The organism is Acidithrix sp. C25 (assembly GCF_904848545.2).
In genome coordinates, this window is sequence record NZ_CAJHCI020000002.1 from 618,457 (window position 1) to 632,712 (window position 14,256).

Consider the following 14,256-nt stretch of genomic DNA (forward strand, 5'->3'; position numbering starts at 1 on the left):
CCTTGCAACTAGCTCTATATAGCGATTTAGATAAAGACATTGAAGCCTTTTCGATCTAGCGCCTACCAACAAGCAGTGCTGCAAAAGTGGCAAAGTGTTACCTTGTCTGTAACTTAGATTTTGACAAAGAGGAAACGATGACAATCAACTACTTTGGACTTGGAGCTGTAGTAACCGTCGCATTAGCAGCACTTGGCGCTGGTGTTCTTCCACTATTTTCACCGTCGAAATTCGATCTTGGCAATGGCAAGGACCTAGTAATAATCCCTAAATCGGCCAAGGGTGATTGGAGACGCCCCGCAATGCTGATGGTTACAATCATATTTGCCACATCTTTCGTGCTCATTGACCTTCACCAAGTTGCCCGGCTCTATAAATTTGCCACTTTGGCTGTAGTCTTGATCGCCTTCAATTCGCCAAGTGCTCATAGGATTGTCTCTACCGGTGAGATTCCAATAGCAATCCGAGTCTTAATTGCTCTGGACTATCCTTTAATCGCCCTATTTATTCGTGCTCGATTGGTTCGAAGGTTAGCCATAGCGTCGAACGCAATCATCTACCTTATCCTCACTATCTCCTTAGACGCACTTGAGATGATCATCTCAAGTACCACTGGCCTGGCGGTGGGTCCATTTTCAATTGAAGGCACCCTGCTGACTCTCTTTCTGTCAACAGTGATCTACCTGAGGTTCCTGCATTCCACATTCGTCCTACCGGGAGTTACATCGGTTAAAAGAGAAGGAGCCAAAAACTGCTCCGATACAATCCGGGTTCTCAGCATTGTGACTGGTCTATTGCTGATTCTCGGAATAGGACTGTTCTCACTGGCATCAATCTTCAAGATGACACTTGCAAGCCTTACAGTAATTGGAATTACGGCATATCCTGCCTTTTACACCTTGTCGTCGCTATTGATAATCGCCGTTACTCCTAAGGTCCGGCCAGGCCTACCCCGAAATAGCTCCCCTCCACTTGAGATAATCACTCCGGCCTATAACGAGAGTGCATCAATTGCATCAATGATTAAAGCAATCGATGCGGGGGCACTCACATATGGCGGCCCTGTATCGATCATCATCGCCGATGATGGATCCATGGACGATACAAGAGATCAGGCGCTATCGGTCGCATCACAATGCCGATGGGTCAAAGTAAGAGTACTCAGCTTAGGCCATGCCGGCAAAGCATTCGCGCTCAATTCTGCACTTGCCGAAACGTCGACAGAGATCGTAATAAGAATCGATGCCGACACTATTATTGACTCTGACGCATTTCTTCCGCTCCCTGGGTGGTTCGCCAACCCAGAAATCGGTTTGGTTGGGACGCTTCCCTCACCACGTAGCGACGAAGGAGTCACCTGGTTCGACCACATGCGTCGATTGGAAGAGATCAAGACCTTTGGCTTTAACCTCTTGGCACAAAGCAGGGTAAATTCAATAAATTGCATTCCAGGCACCTTTGTGGCGTTTCGAAGGAGTGCCGCGCTGAGAGTGTCTGGCTTCGCCTTCGGGATGAATGGCGAAGATGCAGACTTTACAATGCAGATATCACGACTGGGCTTTAGGGCAGTCGTTGACACTTCCATCAAAATCAAAGAAGACGTCCCCTCCGACATAGCATCATTCCGTGAACAAAGGGTGCGATGGACAAGAGCGGTCCTCCATACCTGGTCTCGCCATAGCCCCTTTTACGCAGGCTTAGTTGGCCCCAGGGCTTGGTTTTTCTATCCAAAGATGCTCTCGATGAGAGCCCTCTCACTAGCGAGAGGAGTTGTGCCGCTTTGGATACTCGCATCAATATTTTCCAGAGGCACCGCCACTACCAGAGAGGGAGCGCTAATCGCATTTGGCATATCTGGGGGAATTACCCTCTCGGTCTTAATGGTATTGGTAATACGTTATGACAACATTCGGCGATTGCCATGGCTGCCAACAGTCTTTTTATATTCACTACTCAAACGGTTCATAGGCATTGAGGCTCTATTTACACTTCCGCTCATCGACGATGCTCGTTGGAGATTAAGAAATCTTACCAACGAGACTGCATATCCACCGACAGCTAATCACGTCACTGAAGAAAACTGGACTAAAAGCTAAAAATAACCAAGCTTTTCCTCTCTTCTTTTGGGCGATGGTGCAAAAGCCGCAACCTACCACAATTGGGAGATCTCCCAGAATGAGCTCTATTGGCAACTTATCCCAACTCGAAACCATTATGGAAGCTAGGGGTACCAACGCAGTTGAAATCGCCTTTAAAGGTTGACCTATAAGCTCCTCGGCAAAATACTACAAGTGATCTATGTGTTAGAAAAACTTGAGTATATTGGGGCAGAAGAAAGCAAAATCTAGCTGCTCCGAGGGCCTAGAACCTGACCTATAAAAGCAAGGTCAACCCATAGGTTGAACTCAATCGATCTCAGCCAAAGTGAGATCTCAACACTCCTATATTTGGACTCTCAAGCGACCCTTTGGAGTGTCCCAGTAGTTGAGACGATCAACACCTTTGGTTCAACCAGCGACATCGCATTAAATTTAACCTCTAGCGATCTAGAAAGTGCCTCCCAATCACCTCCTAAAACTAGCACAGAACCTCCAAAGCCGCCGCCGACCATCCTTGCGCCACTGGCACCAAAATGTAAGGCCTCGTCCACGATTAAGTCCAACTCCTTACAGGAGACCTCAAAGTCATCACGCAGAGAGGCGTGAGAGGCCGTCAAATAGATACCGACGTCAAGGCCCTTTCGAAGAGAATCCACCACCCTTGAAACACGACTATTTTCATTAAGAACATGACGCGTCCGTCTATAGTGCAGATCATCCAATTTATCGTAGGCATCACTTAGCGAAGCTAAACTCAAGCTAGCCACTCCAAGGCGTTGGGCTGCTTCTTCGCATTCGCGACGACGAAGTCCATATCCTCCAGCGCTAATAGAGTGTTTGACCCTTGAATCAAAAATGGCCACTTCGCCAAAGGGTAACCCCACGTCCAAGGTCGATTTATCCGAAAAATCAATGCGGAGAGCATGATTCGCTTTACTTTGAACTATTGCCATTTGGTCCAAGTACCCCACAGGGGATCCACCGTAGTGACTTTCAGCAAAGTGGATGACCTCGACTAACTCTGACTTGCTAAGTTCAAATCCAAAAGACTCCATCAATGCCAGACCAACGCCCGCTAAAAGAGCGGCACTCGAAGAAAGGCCAGCTCCCATGGGTAGGTCGGAGACAACTCCTACGTCGCAACCACCCAAGGGCAAACCTCTAGCGATTAAGGTCTGAAAGACACCAAGGGGATATCTCACCCAACCACCTAGAGCGGGGGACTTTAGTAGATCTTCAATAGAGATCTCAAAAATTCCATTCTGATCATTTGAAAGCAACCTGATTTGGCCGTCTACCCGTCGGGAAATCCCAACCATAACATATCGATCGATCGCAAACGGAAGCGAAAGTCCCCCGTTGTAATCGGTGTGCTCGCCAATCAAATTCACACGACCAGGCGAACGGATAATCACCTCAGCTGAACGATTGAAATTTTCGTCGAAGAGTTTACCCAATACGGATGTGAGGTTCACTTAATCAAAGCTCCCGCTTTACGAATCCGCTCCGCCGCCATCTCTGGAACAACATCGGTAATAAATGCACCACCAGCCAACTCTGAGCCAGCTAGATACTTCAACTTGTCGGAACTTCGATGAGGGGGCGCGAATTCCACGTGAAAGTGAGATATCGGATCCCAATCCTGAGCCGAGTCGGTGGGCCGCTGATGAAATGCCATTATATAAGGAAGCGAAAAACCAAAGAGACAATCATAGCTCTTAGCAACCACGGAAAGGATATCTGCAAAATCAGCTCTTTCATCCATTGTTAGATCAACTAGGCTTGGACGATGCAACTTAGGCGCCACATGTACCTCGTATGGAAATCGGGCCCAGAAAGGAACCCAAGCTAGCCAGGATCCGTTGGAATAGATAACTCTATCTCCGCCCTCCAACTCAGCTGCAATAACGTCGCATTCGACACACCTACCCGTATCTTGTAAGTACTGTGCTGCGGCTTCTAGCTCCCTCTGGGCGCGTGGTGGAACGTTAGGATATCCATATATCTGTCCGTGTGGATGTGACAAGGTTGTGCCAACCACTTCACCCTTATTCTCAAAGGGCATCACATAGGAGACCTCCGCCTCCTCTCCCAATATCTTCCATCGGTCTATCCACACCTCGACCAGCATTCGCAGACGACTCAAAGGTAGATCCGCGAACGTCAAGGAATGGTCATCGGAATAAACAATTACCTCACACCTGCCTGAAGCCGGAAGAACTCGATAAAAGGAGCTATCAGCAACATCAGGAACCGGCGCATCTATCGAATAGGCCGGAAAGCGATTATCGAAGGTAACTATCTCAAAATGCTCGCTTGGAATCTCAGTGGGTGCCGACTCGTCCTTGGTGGGACAAAGGGGGCAGAAGTCATCTTTTGGCTTGTAGGTCCGATTCTGACGGTGAGTTGCAAAAGTTACCCACTCGCCTGAAGTCGGATCATATCTTCGTTCGGTCATTACGCGATCTCAACTTTTACTTGTCTATAAAAAGTGATCCTCCGCGCATCCGCCATAGCATCGACATGTCGCAGTAAAATACTCGTACCATCACTAGTGTGCACTCTCACAACAACCTCATCGCCATAATCAAAGGCGTCAGTTGCATTAGTCGGATTCTTAGTCATCATCACTCCCGTCAAAATATCTCATCAAATTCATTTAAAGACCATCCGAACTCGGCTACCACACTCAATTCACTCAACTAGTGCCGATCTTAGAAAACTAGGATCACCTAGCTTTCTATACATACCCAACTCCATCGAGGCCATGGACAACGGGGGCGATAATTAATTCACCAACCGTATCGCTCAGGCTACGACGGCCCTCTTGACATATACCGTCGTCAGTAACTAGTATGTCAGCAGCCGAAAACGGAGCTATCCGGGTCATACCGATTGTCCTCCATTTAGTATGATCAGCAAGCACAACTACCCGACGAGCGCTACGGAGAAGGGTTCGATTGGTTTGAGCCTCAGCCAAATTAGGTGTTGTAAAACCAGCATCCGGGTCCATCCCGTGAACCCCTAGAAACAACACATCCACATACAGAGATTCAATAGCCAGATCCGCTACCAAGCCAACCAGCGCTCCCGAAGGAGTCGGTATTCCACCTGTGAGTATCAGCGGGAGAGAAGGGTGTTTCGCATGGAGCTCTACCCCTAGGCTCAAAGAATTCGTAACGACTGTTACTTGAGGCACCAATGGAAGTAGTCTCGCTAACGCCCAAGTAGTAGTTCCACCAGAAATCGCGACTGAGGATCCGGGCGCTACCAACTTGACCGCCTCACCCGCTATGGCCATCTTCTCGTCGGCGCATTGAGAGATCTTTGCCTCGAAACCGGGCTCCTCGGCACTCTTGCCCACAGCAATAGCACCGCCGTGCACCTTGGTCAGGACACCCGACTCCTGAAGCACTTCAAGATCACGTCGAACGGTCATCTCCGAAACATCCAAGAGACCTGCCAACTCAACAACTCTAACCGAACCACGATTTCGCAACTCTTCGAAGATGCGCGACCGGCGCTGACTTGCTATCACCCTGAAACTACCCTCCCTCGTATGTCCGAAAAAATTAGATTTACCATTCATCGTTATACCAGCAAAACTCAATCCTGCTCAGGGTAGATCAAAATCTCTATTCCCTAATTAACCGATAGAGAACATAAACGTCGTATTGCTCAAGGCTGAGCTCACCGCTAACTTCGCATTTGGTAAGCACGTCAATCCAGTCTCCCTCCAGCGAAAGATTCGTCTTCAACCCATGGTTAATGATAAAGACGAGATTGCCTCGATTTATAATCTCTACATCTTCGCTAGTTGGCCTAATGGCTATTTCTTCATGACCACTTAGGGCATCTGTCAAAACCAATCCCCATGTATCTGGATCCAAGGAAGTCGACACATAGTATGCCTTCCCTGAACCAAATGCATTCTTTGTAATTGCCGGCATGCCCTCAAGTCGACCACTTCCAAAGCTGACTAGCACCTCGGCGCCAACAAGATTAATCGAATCGCTCCATTGCTGACCACTTCCGCCATGCAATTGAAGAAACTCGCCCTTTAGGCTCACCGATTCACCGATAGCCAAGGGCGAAAATTCCTCAATCTCTATACCTAGAAGCTCTCGCCACAATCCGGGGTAGCCTCCCAAATAAACATGGTCATTCTCATCTACGATTCCAGAAAAGTATGTAACAACGCCTACTCCGCCATTTTGAACATACTCGACGAAAGCGCAGCTAGCGTCCTCTTTGACCAAATACAAATTAGCAGCCACAACGACCTTGTACCTTGAGAGATCAGAGCCTGGGTGAACAAAATCGACTACCCGACCGGCCCGAGCGAACGATCTATAAAGGTCCAAAATCCCAAGTGGGTAAGACAACTTCGTACTCGGATGCGAATCGAGTTCTATCGCCCACCAATTATCCCAGTCAAATAAAATAGCAACATCGACAAGAGTTTGAGATGATCCAAGGCTGCCAAGCGCCTTTAAATCATTTCCGAGGCGAACGGTCTCACGCCATACACGGGAATTGCGACCCGAATGCGGAACCATCGCACTATGAAATTTCTCAGCACCCGCCTTAGCAGCTCTCCACTGAAAATACATAACTCCATTGGCCCCACGAGCTATAGATGACATACTCAAAGCTCGATTTTGTCCAGGAGCCTTTGGTGCATTGATCTCACGCCAGTTCACCGCGCTAGGAGCTTGCTCCATAAGAATCCACGGACGCCCTTGACCTACCGATCTAGTCAAATCACCAACGGCGCCCGAGATTAAAGAACTCGTTGGACTAGCTGGATCAGGATAATTGTCAACAGCACAGAAATCTAGAGCCTCTGCCCATTTGAACTGGTCTACCCCTTTGAAGAATCCCATGAAGTTCGTTGTAACGGGGATCTGCGGTGTAACCTCACGCAAAATAGCGCGCTCCTCCAAGAGGCAATCCAAGAGAGAGTCCGAACTAAATCGCGCGTAGTCCAACTGCTGGGTAGGGTTTGAAAAGGTAGGAGCAATCCTTGGAGGGGTTACTTGGTTCCAATCGGTATAGATCTGGCTCCAAAAAGTCGTGCCCCATGCGAAATTCAGACCAGCGATATCGACATATCGCTTCACAAGCCACTCTCTAAAGGCTACCTCACAGACATCGCAGTAGCATGAGGTCACATGACAACCGTATTCGTTGTTGATATGCCACATCTCTAGCGCACTATGGCTGCCATACCTTTGCGCTAGCGCATGGACCAACTCCGCCGCCGCATCACGGTATGGTCTAGAATTGGGACAATACGACTGACGCGAACCAAAACTCAAAGTCCGCCCAGAAAAATCCCTTGGAAGGATTTCAGGGTGTGCATGAACTAACCATGGCGGCGGGGACGCTGTAGCAGTCGCCAAATCCACCATAATTCCATTTGAACTTAAGAGTTCAAAGATCTCATCCATCCACCCAAAATCGAACTTCCCAGGAGCACTCTGAAGGCGCGACCAGGAGAATACCCCTAAAGTTACCAGATTTACTGCGGCCTCGACCATCATCTCGACGTCTTGTTGCCAAACATCTCGCGACCACTGCTCTGGATTGTAATCGCCACCAAAGTAGAGGGGACGTCCCAAGGGAAGAGAAAGCCTCTCGCTATAGACCGTCAAAGCTTCACACTCCCCGCAGTAAGCCCAGATCGCCAAAAGCGCTGCAGTGATAGAAATGCTATTACCAGGGGGATCACCGAGATCAACGAACCCAAAACCACATAGCTTATCAACTGAGGAGCCTGGCCGTATTGGTTGTCCCAGCTATAGAGCCCCAATGTTACTGGGTATAGCTTCTGATTGGAGAGCATCACAAGTGGCAAAAAGAAGTTATTCCAAATAGCAACAAATTGAAAGAGAAAGATCGTTACAAGCGCAGGCGACATAATTCGAAATGCAATAGTTCGAAAGATCTTAAATTCGCTCGCTCCATCTATTCTTCCGGCTTCAATAAGTTCATTAGGGATAGCTGCTCCGGCATAGACTCTTGCCAAAAATACTCCAAATGGAGAGACAAAGGCTGGAATCAAGACGGACCAGTAAGTATTGGTCAGATGCACCTTCGCGAGCAAGAGATACAGCGGCAAAGCCAATGCGGTACCTGGCACCAACACTCCACCCAAAATTATGGAAAAGATCAGCTCTTTACCTTTAAAGTTGTATTTAGAGAGGCCATACCCGGCAAGCGCAGAGATCAGCGTTGCGACCGCCGCACCGATTCCAGCATATAAAACGGTATTAATTATCCATTGTAGATAGATCCCACCATTGTAACTAAACAGACCGCTCAAGTTGGAGAACAGCTTGAAGCCACTAATCCAAAGACCTTGCGAGGCATATAGCTGAGTAGGCCCCTTGGTCGATGAAATTACCAGCCAATAAGCGGGAAGCAAAAAGTAGGTAGCCATCACAAACATAAAGGCCATTGCCAAAATTGAACTCTTGCGAAAAGGCGCCCTCTGGCGCTCAGGTGCAATTGGTGGAGCGATACTCATACTTCAACCTCACTTAGAGCTCGACGCTGAACCAATTTCAAAAATCCAAACGAGAGGATGAATGTTCCGACCGCCAAAACTACAGCAGCTGCGGCCGCGAAATTTGGATTATTCTCGACGAAGGCTTTTGTATAAGCCAGAAGGTTTGGAGTAAATGAAGAACTAATGTTAGTCGTAACAGACCTTAGAACCTGAGGCTCACTAAAGAGCTGAAGGGTTCCAATGATTGAAAATACTGCGGTAAGAACCAGGGAAGAGACGACCAGCGGAATCTTTATCCTAAAGGCCACCTGGATTTCGCTCGCCCCATCTATGCGCGCAGCCTCATATAAGCTCTGAGGAATCGCTTGAAGACCGGCATAGATAATGAGCATATTGTAACCGGTATACTCCCAAGTTACGATATTTGCTATCGACCACAAGACAGAGTGAATTCCAAGAAAATTGATCGACCCAAAGCCAACACCTTTCAATATTGAAACAATTGGGCTCAATCCAGGTAGGTAAAGAAAAGACCAAAGAATTGCCGCTATTACTCCAGGAATTCCGTATGGCAAGAAAAAGACCAGCCGAAAGAACCTCTTTAGATAGACAGATGCCGAATCTAACAGCAGTGCCAAGGTCGTGGCCAAGATGAGCATTATGGGAACCTGTACGATCCCAAACTCTAAAACGCGTCCAACCCCGGAGATAAAGGAGGCGTTTGCAAGAACTTTTGCGTAGTTGGCTAATCCGGCGAATTGAGTAGTTGTGGAATTGGGACCTATCCCAAGGCCCGAAACCTTTATTTGCAGCAAGCTCTCATAGATTGCATACCCAATTGGCAGCAGAAAGAAGATAGCAAATAGAAGTAAAAAGGGACTCATAAATGCCAGAGGGGCCCCCATCTTCGAAGATTTATCTTTTATGCGACGTCGCTGAGGGACATCTGCTTGTCCCTTTGGCGGAGCAGAACTTAAAACCACCCTAGAGCTAACTCCTTAACTTGTCCAAAGGCTACCAAAGTTTCCACAGATTAGGTTGTGGGTGGTTCACAGCGCCTAAAAGTGAACTACCACAACCTAATCCGATCCTTTTGGTACTTCCTAACCGGTGATAACCGAGAAGCCTTGCTGCTTCATGGATGTTACTGTAGATGCCTGAGCAGATGAGACCGCAGATCCGATAGTACCGGTTCCAGTCGTCGCCTTAGCAAAGGCATCATTCAACTGAGTAAAGGTCGTGCTCATCAATGGTCCCCAGAGGAAGTTGGTGTTTACGATAGCAGATCCAGCCTTGAATACTTTCCAGATATTTTGACCACCATAGAATGCAACGGGCGAATTATCAGCAGGCAGGGACTGTCCAGCGATATCAGCTGGATAAAGGCCACCCGTTGTGATCATATTGTTAAGACTTCCGCTGTTTGTATTTAGCCACTCAGCGAACTGTGCCGCTTGTGCTGGATACTTTGTTCCCTTGAAGACCGCGGTAGTTGAGCCACCCCAGTTACCGTTGCTAGGAGTGGAGGTCCAGTTTGGCATTGGAGCAACTCGCCAATCTCCTGAAGTCGTTGAAGCGTTGGTGGCGATGGTATTTTGACCCCATACTGCAGTTGGCCAAGTCAAAATTGTGCCATCTGACAAGTCCTTATACCAGCCAGTTGCAAAGTCCGGCTCAACTTTGACAAGATGATCCGCAACCATAGTCTGCCACAATTTCGCCACTTGTAGAGTTGCCGGGTCTGCCATATTTACAACCCATGAATTACTCTTAGTGGAAAACCACTTCGCGCCCGCTTGCCACGCAAGTGCCGAGAACCATGCTGAATCCGATGCCGGGAAGGCCGCGATATAGGCATTTGGATTGGCGGCGTGAAGCTTCTGAGCATCAGCGAGATATTGAGCCCATGTAGTTGGAACCGTCAAACCGTATTTCGTAAAGAGATCTGCACGATAGAAAAGGCCCATAGGCCCGGTATCTTGAGGAATAGCATAGACCGCAGACCCCTGGCTCACCTGATTCCAGGTCCATGGCACAAACTTGCTCTTGTAAGATGTTGCACCATAGTTTGCAAGATTTACCAAGCCACCTACGTGCTCAAAGTTAGGAATAACTGGATATTCAACCTGACCAAGATCTGGTGCAGTACCAGCTTGCAAGGCACTAAACATCTTGGCATAAGTTCCCGCTGCGCCTGAAGTAACTTCGTCTAGTTTGACTTGAATATTTGGATGCGACGTGTTCCAAAGATTTACCGACGTTTGAAGGCCAGGTACCCAAGACCAAAAGGTCAGGTGAACTACGCCCGCTTGGGTCGTCGCTGGAGCCGCAGTGGTGGAACTGCTAGCCGTCGTCGAGCCACAAGCTGCCGCCAATGTAGCCACAGAGAGCGAAAGGGCTACTCCTTTTCCGCTCTTAGTAAGGAATCGCTTGATTGAGCTCTTGTAGCTCATGGTGTTGTCCCCCTTGTATTTTTCCCGTTACCCAAACATTGTTTCGAGCAACGGACCCCACGGAAGCTCTTGCTTCCAAACAAAAACTAACATATCCGAAACATCAATGCAACATCAAGTTAACAAAAAATCTCATTTATCGCAAAATTATTGCCATTGAGCAGCAAAAAATTTAAAATATTTTCTTATCGCTGCCTAAAAGATCTCAAGAAACCAACGCAAATAGCGATATATCCCCACGCCCCCCTAGTCAATAGTCGCCATAGAATCGAGATACCCCACAATAGAAATACATATGTAGTCTTTTTTCGATATTTTTTATTGTAAAATGCCTGATGTTCATTCTAACAATCAGCTGATACACAGCAAAAGTTGACCAGCGTGTAAGATTCTTAAAATCTAACAAAAACTACCATGATAAGTGGTGCAACTGTTATATTTCACTAAGCGACCAAGCAGCACAGGGAGTTCTAGATAACATGGTTTCTTTGCACTTTGACGAGATTGCCGAGATCGAGATCGACCCCGATCGTGCCTTAGTCTACGAACTCGGTTGGCAATCCTGGAGTCCATCGGGGTCATATTCTTTCAAGTCAACATCACCGCGACCGCTCAAAAAAATATGGCAAGCGATGGCATATCGCCCTGAATTCGTTGACCCCTTAAATTGCTTTCAAAGCGACGGGGTGCTTATCGTCAACCCAGGAGATGGAAGGCCGATCGTTAGCTTCGGCGTGGCAGACATACAGGGTCAAATCCCCCACATCTTAGCAACGCCCAAAGGTAATAAACACCTGGTCATTTCATCCAATCTACCAATTGAGGCTCGAAGTTGGCCAAGCGCCGTAACGATCGAAGATGCCCTTAGTGGGTGGGCTGAATTGATTCTTTCAAAGATGGAACTCCAACTGCTAAAGGCAATTGCACCTGCATGGTGTTCATGGTATTGCTACTGGTTCAACGTCACACAAAACGACATCGTCGGAGCGCTAGGCGACATCACCAGGGCACAACTACCCATAACCACAATTCAAATCGACGATGGGTGGCAAGAAGCAATAGGTGACTGGACCATATCAAAACGCTTTGGCGATCTAAAAAGCACTATAGCCACGATCAAGGAGGCCGGCAAAGAATCCGGCATTTGGCTCGCGCCATTTTTGGTCGGGGCCAACTCCCAGTTGGCCGAAAAAAACCCGAGTTGGATTCTAGGGGGCGCTGATGCAGGCTTCAACTGGAACCAGCCGCTATTAGCCCTCGATACGACTGCAAACGGCGCGATGGACTACCTTCTAGAGACCTTCACGATGTTAAAGGAGTTAGGTGTCACCTACTTTAAACTTGACTTCCTCTATGCCGGCGCTATGGAAGGTAACCGCAATCGAGATATCCCTAGTGAAGTTGCATATCGTCAAGCAATGGCTTCCATAAGGGAATGTGTCGGTGATGAAGCCACCATAGTCGGTTGTGGCGCACCAATACTCTCGAGCGTCGGGTTGGTAGACGCCATGAGGATCTCGCCCGATATCTCTCCGCTATGGGACCCACCCGAACAAGACCTAAGCCAACCCGGATCTCGCGCGGCGATTCTCAACAGCCGGGCTCGCCGAGCACTACATGGTAGATTCTGGGTAAACGACCCGGACTGCCTTCTTTTGCGGCCCTCAATCGAAAATCGAGAATTGATAGCTGATGCCGTCGCCTCCACCAACGGATTACGCACCTTTTCTGACCCAATATCGTCATTGGACGAATGGGCTATCGCCAAGGTGCGCGAGTTGATTACTCCAGCAGAGACGGCTCCAGCGGTTCCATCTCCTCGAGTTGCTTCAGTTCAATATATTTCACAACAAGTCCAATAAGCACCAATATTTCGCCCCAGCACTTCACATGCGAGAATTGAATCTTTGAAATAGCTTTGAGACTAACAAATTATGCTAATTGAGTGCGATCGCCCTGGCTAAAAAGACAAGGAACACCATGACTAAAATGCGTCCACCATCAGGCAATCAAGCCACGATATCATTCGGTGATCAAAAGGTCACAACCACTTCGGTCGGAGGTGGCCTTAGAAGATATACAAAAGATGAGACTGAGGTAGTCGAGGGCTTCGAAGAAAACTCGATAGCAGACAGTACACGAGGCCAAACCATGATCCCATGGCCAAATCGGATCCGTGGGGCGCGCTATCATTGGGCCGGCAAAGCCTACCAGCTCGACTTGAGTGAGGCACGAAATAACAATGCGATCCACGGCCTCACCCGTTGGCAAAACTTCGAATTAGTTCGTTCAACCCAAGAATCGGTTACATACGAGTTATTCCTGCCTCCAACGACATCGTGGCCATTCATGCTGCTATGTCAAATCAGATACGACATAGGAGAAGCTGGACTTAGAGTAGAAACGACAATCAAAAATATAGGCGACACCCCGGCGCCACTAGCCACCGGAGCACATCCATATATATCATTATTTGGTGAAAAAATCGACCAATTGAAGCTACAAAGCCCTGCACACTCCTACTTTGAAAAGGACGATCAGGCGATCCCAATCGCAAAGAAAGAGGTGGAAGATACCATCTATGACTTCAGGAAAAATAAAAAGATCGCATCGGTGGCCTTGGACCACACCTTTAGCGATATTGATCGCGACAAAGATGGGTTAGCAAGGATTACTCTTTCAAACGATACTGACTCCAAGACAACACTTTGGATGGACGAGTCCTACCAATATCTGCAACTCTACAGTGGCGACACCCTGCCTGATGCAAAGAGACGCCGCCACTCAATAGCGATTGAACCAATGAGCGCACCACCGGATGCCTTTAACTCCGGCGTAGATTTGATAAAACTTGAACCAGAAGAGACCAAGAGTTTCACATGGGGCATTGAACCCAATCTCATAAAGAGCTGAGCCTAAAAGGAGTTCTTCGTTACTTATGAGTAAACGTCCGAAATGCCTCGGGCCAAAGATTCAAACCAGCCTCATGACAGTCGACAAGCACCAGCTCCTAATTGAGCTCCCAAGATCAATCAAGAGCTGGTGCTTAGCTGTTTCGGCTTGCCTATTGAGGAGCGGAAATCTACTATCCAACCTTTCAAAAACTCCTAAGATAAGCGTTGCTGGCTAGCATTGCCCACGCGAAGATATCCTTAGCGCCCAAGTGCCAGTCTCAAGCACCAGTAACACC

At 48.1% G+C, this 14,256-nt stretch carries 10 protein-coding genes; 3 read left to right on the top strand and 7 right to left on the bottom strand.

Going from position 1 to position 14,256, the window contains the following annotated elements; all coding sequences use genetic code 11:
• Nucleotides 1–137 precede the first annotated feature (137 nt).
• Nucleotides 138–2,096 (top strand): glycosyltransferase family 2 protein, encoded by a 1,959-nt coding sequence (locus ACIDITHRIX25_RS95850; RefSeq protein ID WP_201733225.1) that lies wholly within the window; start codon nt 138–140, stop codon nt 2,094–2,096.
• Nucleotides 2,097–2,455: 359 nt separating this feature from the next.
• On the opposite strand, the gene ACIDITHRIX25_RS95855 is transcribed toward ACIDITHRIX25_RS95850, so the two are convergent.
• The 7 genes from ACIDITHRIX25_RS95855 to ACIDITHRIX25_RS95885 all read right to left on the bottom strand — a co-directional run bounded on the left by ACIDITHRIX25_RS95855 (nt 2,456) and on the right by ACIDITHRIX25_RS95885 (nt 11,066).
• Nucleotides 2,456–3,574 carry a galactokinase gene (locus tag ACIDITHRIX25_RS95855; protein WP_052604175.1) on the bottom strand — a complete coding sequence of 373 codons (1,119 nt, stop codon included), beginning with the start codon at nt 3,572–3,574 and terminating at the stop codon, nt 2,456–2,458.
• Nucleotides 3,571–4,557 (bottom strand): galactose-1-phosphate uridylyltransferase, encoded by a 987-nt coding sequence (gene galT / locus ACIDITHRIX25_RS95860; RefSeq protein WP_052604174.1) that lies wholly within the window; start codon nt 4,555–4,557, stop codon nt 3,571–3,573. Before galT ends, ACIDITHRIX25_RS95855 begins: the two co-directional genes overlap by 4 nt.
• Nucleotides 4,558–4,839: 282 nt before the next feature.
• The gene (locus tag ACIDITHRIX25_RS95865) at nt 4,840–5,637 is read right to left on the bottom strand and encodes a DeoR/GlpR family DNA-binding transcription regulator (protein WP_201733226.1); all 798 of its coding nucleotides are present in this window, start codon (nt 5,635–5,637) and stop codon (nt 4,840–4,842) included.
• Nucleotides 5,638–5,734: 97 nt separating this feature from the next.
• Complete coding sequence (locus ACIDITHRIX25_RS95870; RefSeq protein ID WP_201733227.1) at nt 5,735–7,756, bottom strand: beta-galactosidase; 2,022 nt, start codon at nt 7,754–7,756, stop codon at nt 5,735–5,737.
• A complete protein-coding gene (locus tag ACIDITHRIX25_RS95875; RefSeq protein ID WP_052604170.1) occupies nt 7,753–8,631 on the bottom strand; it encodes a carbohydrate ABC transporter permease in 879 nt (292 codons plus the stop codon). The genes ACIDITHRIX25_RS95870 and ACIDITHRIX25_RS95875 overlap by 4 nt, the downstream gene beginning before the upstream one ends.
• Nucleotides 8,628–9,596, bottom strand: coding sequence for a carbohydrate ABC transporter permease (locus tag ACIDITHRIX25_RS95880; RefSeq protein WP_200891156.1), 969 nt, complete (start codon nt 9,594–9,596; stop codon nt 8,628–8,630). Before ACIDITHRIX25_RS95880 ends, ACIDITHRIX25_RS95875 begins: the two co-directional genes overlap by 4 nt.
• Before the next feature lie 120 nt (nt 9,597–9,716).
• A complete protein-coding gene (locus tag ACIDITHRIX25_RS95885) occupies nt 9,717–11,066 on the bottom strand; it encodes an ABC transporter substrate-binding protein (protein ID WP_201733228.1) in 1,350 nt (449 codons plus the stop codon).
• Between the two features lie 479 nt (nt 11,067–11,545).
• Between ACIDITHRIX25_RS95885 and ACIDITHRIX25_RS95890 the strand changes: the two genes are divergently transcribed.
• Together ACIDITHRIX25_RS95890 and ACIDITHRIX25_RS95895 are read left to right on the top strand one after the other, a co-directional pair.
• Entirely contained in the window at nt 11,546–12,928 is a 1,383-nt protein-coding gene (locus tag ACIDITHRIX25_RS95890) for a glycoside hydrolase family 36 protein (protein ID WP_201733229.1), read from the top strand.
• Between the two features lie 118 nt (nt 12,929–13,046).
• Nucleotides 13,047–13,979, top strand: coding sequence for an aldose 1-epimerase family protein (locus ACIDITHRIX25_RS95895; RefSeq protein WP_082058392.1), 933 nt, complete (start codon nt 13,047–13,049; stop codon nt 13,977–13,979).
• Nucleotides 13,980–14,256: the final 277 nt, after the last annotated feature.

Excerpts from the sequence above, each read along its gene's own strand:
- ACIDITHRIX25_RS95850 (WP_201733225.1), top strand. The coding sequence starts at position 138 with ATGACAATCAACTACTTTGGACTTGGAGCTGTAGTAACCGTCGCATTA.
- galT (WP_052604174.1), bottom strand. The coding sequence starts at position 4,557 with ATGACCGAACGAAGATATGATCCGACTTCAGGCGAGTGGGTAACTTTT.
- ACIDITHRIX25_RS95875 (WP_052604170.1), bottom strand. The coding sequence starts at position 8,631 with ATGAGTATCGCTCCACCAATTGCACCTGAGCGCCAGAGGGCGCCTTTT.
- ACIDITHRIX25_RS95885 (WP_201733228.1), bottom strand. The coding sequence starts at position 11,066 with ATGAGCTACAAGAGCTCAATCAAGCGATTCCTTACTAAGAGCGGAAAA.
- ACIDITHRIX25_RS95890 (WP_201733229.1), top strand. The coding sequence starts at position 11,546 with ATGGTTTCTTTGCACTTTGACGAGATTGCCGAGATCGAGATCGACCCC.
- ACIDITHRIX25_RS95895 (WP_082058392.1), top strand. The coding sequence starts at position 13,047 with ATGACTAAAATGCGTCCACCATCAGGCAATCAAGCCACGATATCATTC.